General features: G+C 56.7%; 7 protein-coding genes. 4 read left to right on the top strand and 3 right to left on the bottom strand.

Annotated features, from left to right (window positions below; genetic code table 11):
* Window positions 1–452: 452 nt before the first annotated feature.
* Window positions 453–701: a hypothetical protein gene (locus EN932_RS29690; protein WP_013525118.1), complete on the top strand. Its 249-nt coding sequence runs from the start codon at window positions 453–455 to the stop codon at window positions 699–701.
* 111 nt (window positions 702–812) lie between these two features.
* Complete coding sequence (locus EN932_RS29695) at window positions 813–1,097, top strand: hypothetical protein (RefSeq protein ID WP_128369282.1); 285 nt, start codon at window positions 813–815, stop codon at window positions 1,095–1,097.
* A gap of 396 nt (window positions 1,098–1,493) precedes the next feature.
* Here EN932_RS29695 and EN932_RS29705 read toward each other — a convergent pair whose 3' ends face one another.
* From EN932_RS29705 to EN932_RS29715, 3 genes are all read right to left on the bottom strand, one after another.
* On the bottom strand, window positions 1,494–1,733 hold the full coding sequence (locus EN932_RS29705; RefSeq protein WP_164890678.1) for a hypothetical protein: 240 nt from the start codon (window positions 1,731–1,733) through the stop codon (window positions 1,494–1,496).
* Window positions 1,734–1,928: 195 nt separating this feature from the next.
* Entirely contained in the window at window positions 1,929–2,165 is a 237-nt protein-coding gene (locus tag EN932_RS29710) for a hypothetical protein (RefSeq protein WP_128337989.1), read from the bottom strand.
* 19 nt (window positions 2,166–2,184) lie between these two features.
* Window positions 2,185–2,919 carry a Crp/Fnr family transcriptional regulator gene (locus EN932_RS29715; RefSeq protein WP_128337988.1) on the bottom strand — a complete coding sequence of 245 codons (735 nt, stop codon included), beginning with the start codon at window positions 2,917–2,919 and terminating at the stop codon, window positions 2,185–2,187.
* A 545-nt stretch (window positions 2,920–3,464) separates the two neighbouring features.
* Between EN932_RS29715 and EN932_RS39185 the strand changes: the two genes are divergently transcribed.
* Window positions 3,465–3,962, top strand: a complete 498-nt coding sequence (locus EN932_RS39185) for a hypothetical protein (protein WP_013525124.1) — start codon at window positions 3,465–3,467, stop codon at window positions 3,960–3,962.
* Window positions 3,963–4,433: 471 nt separating this feature from the next.
* Window positions 4,434–4,607, top strand: a complete 174-nt coding sequence (locus EN932_RS29725; protein ID WP_128337987.1) for a hypothetical protein — start codon at window positions 4,434–4,436, stop codon at window positions 4,605–4,607.
* Window positions 4,608–4,651 lie beyond the last annotated feature (44 nt).

Consider the following 4,651-nt stretch of genomic DNA (forward strand, 5'->3'; position numbering starts at 1 on the left):
GAGATCGATCGTGCCATATCCGGCTCGACTGATGCCAAAATGCTTCCCAAGCAATTCCGCTGCCGCAAATGCCAGTTCGGCAGGATCATCGATCTCCCGAATCCTGTCACCCAACCCCGCCAGAAGCTGGAAGCGCTGCACTTCAGACGAACTTTCGCGTGACGTGACTCCCATTTCGCCCCCGGTTGGTCGGACTAGATAATGCCGTCAGTCGCGAAGAGTTCCAGGCGCCGGACAACAGGTCGGGGCTAGGCCGCCGACGCATTGCGAAGAAACTTGCGTCACGACAGCCAAGGACAACTCCATATGCGCCCTCAACGGGCGAACGACGCGCCGTGCATCATAGTTTAATGACACCTGCTGGGCTGTGCCGCATAAAGCCATTGTCAGCGGCTGTGTAACGGGCGCCGCTGCTTGGGAGCAATCCCACTGTAGCCGAATAGGAGCGCCTGATGCTTAGCCGACCAACCCGCACGAATACGGAAGCTCTCTACCCCAGTGACCTGAACATCCTTCGCGACGCGTTCGACGCGCTGTGCCAGGAATTTGCTATTTTGCCCGACACGGCGGCGGCCAACGCCGTAGCGAGAGAACTGATCAGGTTGTTTGAAACAGGAATGACGGAAGCGGCCACACTGATGATTGCCGTGCGCGCACGTTGGCAGGGCGACTGGGAGATGGGAGGCAGCAATGCTGCCTGAGGTTTGATGATCACGCGCAATCAACCCGCTGCATCCTTTTCGACGCCGCCGCGTTGAGCGTCAAACCTGCCAGAAATGTCCGATGCGCTGGCACAATGACTGGAGCGACCGATGCCGAAATTTCGCTTCGAGTTTATCGAAGGCATGTCCCAGCCTGCAATCTTTGCCGATATGGCTGATCGAGATGAGGCTGTCAGAGAGGCGAAGCGTGCAGCCAAGGAGGCCATGCTCGACGGAATTGTCGATGGCGTGGACCCGACCAGTTGGGTGACGAAGGTTTACGACGAAGCAGGCTATCTCGTCGCCACTCTCGGATTCCAGGATCTGGTCGCCGCGCCCAGGGATACGGAAGAGTTCAAGGAAACAGAGGAGCCAGGCGTCTTGCGATCGGGTTGAAGCCGGTTTCTCCGCTGTCGCCATCGAGCCAGATGTTGCGGCCGCCGATGCAGTTGGGCAGATCACGCCGTGAACCCGGTAAAAGACCGTTTCTGGCTGGTGCGGACAGCCTTTTTGTTTAATCTCCGAAAGACGCGCAGAGGCTGCAACACAGCTTCAGCCCGCCTCGACGCTCTCGAGACGGGCGCGCGGGAGTTGAGATGCGATGCATAGAGACGCCTTCACCCCATCAGAACTTGCCCTGCTCAGTCGCGTCTTCGCACGCAGCAAAATCAAAAACGAAACCGCAACCGAGAAGGAGCGGCGCGCATCACGTATTCTGGCTTACTACCAGGCTGGGTCACGGATGAGGATGAGCTAGAACAGCTTTCTCGCCAACCGCTCGGAAGGTGACGATTAGTCTTCTTTCTTCAGAGCTTCCGCCTCGTCTTTGAGCTTCGGCCAATCGGCGCCATGCTTGCGAAGCAGCGTTCGTGCCTGCTTGGGGTCAATTTCCGTGAGCTCGACCAGATGATCGACCTCAAGGTCCTGGCCTTTCGCAACCCGGCTTGCCTCATTCGCTTTTCTTTGCATTTCGACGACCCTCTGCTGATACAACATGAACGAGCGCTGAGAGTGCGCGTTCCAGAACTTCATACAAAAACCGCGACGTCGATTAAATCAGTCGGATTGCGCCACTGAGGCGGGCATGCCCTTCTGCTGCGGCTCTGGTCGCAAATGGCGGCGGCATCTTCGTGCGACTGTCCGGGCACGCGGCATTCGGTTTCGTCGCCGCTCCGTTTGATGTGCCGGCGTTCGGCAGCATTCTGTCGCAGCAAGTCCTATCGCACGTTATCTCATCAGCTTGATCTGAAGCGAGATGCTCAGCCTCAGAATCCTGTCGCCATTTTCGTTCCGCACTTCAACAAATACTTGCTGCCCGTCCGCCTCGGTCAGTGCATCTTTCGTAAGGTCGATAAGGCCTTCGAAGCCTACGCGGCGCACCTCCTCCAGACCGGCACATTCGATGCCGATTTCGTCCTCGATGACCACATTGTGTTCGCCACTATCAAAGAAAAATCGTGCCATCCGAAAGCTTCCGTCACCACTAAGCTGCGGGGTTCCTTTGGTGCAGGTAGGTCGTGTCGAAATCACCTGCACGAGTGAGGCCGAGCCAATCAAGAGCATGCACCCTTGGGCCTGTGGTGGCGATGAGGCCTCTACGTCGAAGTTCCTGAAGCATTCGGTTGACGTGGACTGTAGACAAGCCCAATGCATCGCCAAGTGCTGCCTGGGTAATGGGAAGATCCGCGACGTGATCCTGGATGCGTCCAACCGAGCGCAAGCGAAAGATCAGTTCGCACAAGATGTGAGCCATGCGCGTATAGGCCTCGCGTCGTCCCACATTCGTAACCCATTCCCTGTAAATCGCTGCATCGATCAGCGTCGAGCGCCAAAAAGCCGTCGCGATTCGGGGATGCTGTTCGCAAATGGCGCGAAGAGCGTCATGTCGCATGAAGCCCAGTCGGGCTGCTGTCAGGGTCGTGAAATTGCAATCCATGACCGACAGATGCAGTCCATGCAGATCGGGAATGTCCCCAGCCACAAAGAAGGATGTAATCTGCCGTTTGCCATCGCCGGTAAGTTTGGTGGAACCGAGCAGGCCATCCAAAACCACGAACGAATTGACAGGGCGGTCACCCTCACTCACCAGGTCGTAATTGGCAAGAAAATCCTTCTCCTGAATTTGGATGCCTTTCAAAACATCAATATCGCCCTCTCGGAGATCCGAGATGCTTTGGAGCTTGCGGATAAGTACATCCGAGGATGAAGTGGGTGACAAAGTGGCTACCTAGCTGATGTTGGTTATCGAACTTGCATCCGCTTCAAAAGTTCCGGATAGCCGTAATGAGGCGCCGGACTGCTGGTCGGGAACTGGGAATTCAGAATGCCGAGGCAGGTCCTTGGCCGGGACTTCATTGCACGGCGGCACAGGAGTGCTGCACACCCATAATCGAGCCCCTCGAGCAGCGCATTAACCTATGACATAGGCTGCGCTCGCAATTGTCGCTGCGACATCACATGAGGTGGTTGATCCGCCAAGGCTTGACGCTGCAACCTCACCTATGAGGGCCAGATGGCTCCGGCCAGGACTCAGGCAAAAGGCGTCTCACCTGAAGCGAGAAATCTGGCCTTGCAAATGGGCATCTCAACGAGCCCGCTTGAGGTCCGGCCGCGCAATGTCGCTACACGGTTGACGAGCGGCTATCTATTGGGGTCACTCATGGTTCATCAGGCGTCTCCAAAATCCGGCCTGGTGGGGAATGGAACTTTCTGCCGATCAGTGGGCTTTCGGATATGTCCTTCGGAAACGATGTGGAGAAATTGATGCGGAACCTTATACTGGCCTTCGCAGCACTTGCCCTACCCGCGTGCCAATCGGCTCCTGAACCGCTGCAATCCGCCGCTATCGAACCTGCTGCCATTCCCTCCCAATCCGCCTTGGATCCTGCCGTTGTTCCCCCCGGCCCGGCAATAATGGATCAATCCGTGGCAATCATTCCTCCTTCAAAGGGCGTTCCAACAAAGTACGCCGCTTTTTCGGGCAATTGGGTCGGGCGATTGGAAGGCACATATGAAGGTAAACTGTCTGTTCAATCTGTTTCTTCAAACGGAAAGGTGACCGTAACCTACGCATGGGGAATTCTGAGCGATGACAATCCGGGTGAGGCCGCGGGCGAAGGAAAAATTGTAGGGAATACGTTGAAGCTGGGGCGCCTCCCGAATGGCGCGGACGTCAGTTTTAGGATGATGCCCGACGGCACGCTGTCCGCAACCCATACGCTCGCCGGCCAGACCTATACGGGCATGTTCATCAGGCAGTGATCAAAGAAAATACGGCCGCGTTCCCGCGGTTTTTGATCCGAGCATCCCGCGCCCTTGGACCATCTCCCATAGCGGCCCTTGAAATGCCAGGCCCTGGCGTCATAGCCGCTACGTTCGAGGACCGTGGCGGCCCCGGACCGAAGCATTTCCTCAACATGGAGGTCAGGAGACCCGCCTGACCGCCCACGTCCCAAAACACACCACGGATGCCAATCCCCATTAATTCTGGGTGGCTGCGGGGCGTTTCGGCGCGGCTTGCACGGGTTCGCGCAGGTTCGGTTGGGACCGGTTTGCGTACGTTATCGAAGGTGTGCGGTGTTGGTTCGCCCCATGTGGCACCTGCTTTGCACCGCCTGCGACAGTCCCTAGCGAGTCGCGCTATCCTCGCTGCAGCGAATCGACGCGGGCTTTTTTCTTATTTCGTGAAACGAAAGGTCATTCCGTAAGTTGGCTTCCCAAAGGAGGAAACCAATGAAAAAAGATGGCGATGGCCGTGTCGACAAGGGCAATCAGCAATTGCTTGCCCGACGTCTGTCTGAAGAAGTCGGTATTTCAGAGCCGGATGCGCGCGGTCTGATCAAGCTTATCGGCACGGATTGGAATTCGCTGCTTCGTGAAGCCCGATTTCTGAAAGAGAGGCACTAGAATGCTTCTGCCGATCACATGATCTCGACTGAAAATATTATTGC

The organism is Mesorhizobium sp. M7A.F.Ca.US.002.01.1.1 (assembly GCF_004022955.1).
Taxonomy (GTDB): domain Bacteria; phylum Pseudomonadota; class Alphaproteobacteria; order Rhizobiales; family Rhizobiaceae; genus Mesorhizobium; species Mesorhizobium ciceri.